A 669-nucleotide genomic window follows, 5' to 3' on the forward strand; every position below is an offset into this window, starting at 1 on the left:
GAAGAGCGTTACCAGTTAAATAATCTAGGACACTTTACGGTGACTCCCGACCGAAAGCCGGGTGCCAAGACGCTGATTCAGATCAGAAAAACATTGGGAGCAGGTAACGTGGCTTGTGTGTTTTCTGAGCCTCAATTTACACCAGCCGTTGTCGAGAGTGTGATGCGTGGCAGCGATGTGGCCAAAGGCGAGCTTGACCCATTAGGCAGCACGATCAAAGTGGAGCCAGGCAGTTACTTTAACTTGTTAGGCAACATGGCTGACAGTTTTGCGCAATGTTTGGCTAAATAAGGGTAATTAGTTGTAGTTTTGCGGATGAAATGTCTCTTTTACGTGATCTAGCAGTAAGAATTACAACCTTTGGCAAGACGAACCTTTTCTTTAAAAGGAATTGAGATATCATTATCAATAATTAGCGGCTCAAAATAACCCTACTCACAAGAGCTACGGAAGGCCTATAGGGAGTTGAGTTGATATAAATTGATATATAAGGTTTTCGTCTTGCTTCGCCAACTTGTCCTGATTTTCTGGGGACTCTTCATATCATCTCAAGCATTTGCGCTGAACAACGCAAATGCCATCTTTTACCCTTTGCCTCCTCAGGTTAAGGGCACTTTTATTGCTGCGAAAAAATTGTTCTTGGGCGCGAAAGGTGGGCTATGGATTCAT

The 669-nt window shown here is 43.8% G+C and carries 1 protein-coding gene; it reads left to right on the forward strand.

The window, feature by feature from the left end; all coding sequences use genetic code 11:
• On the forward strand, nt 1-291 hold a 291-nt coding region (locus R8N49_RS27635), incomplete at its 5' end, for a metal ABC transporter solute-binding protein, Zn/Mn family (RefSeq protein WP_318190517.1).
• Nucleotides 292-669 lie beyond the last annotated feature (378 nt).

It is taken from the genome of Vibrio sp. 1978 (assembly GCF_033344345.1).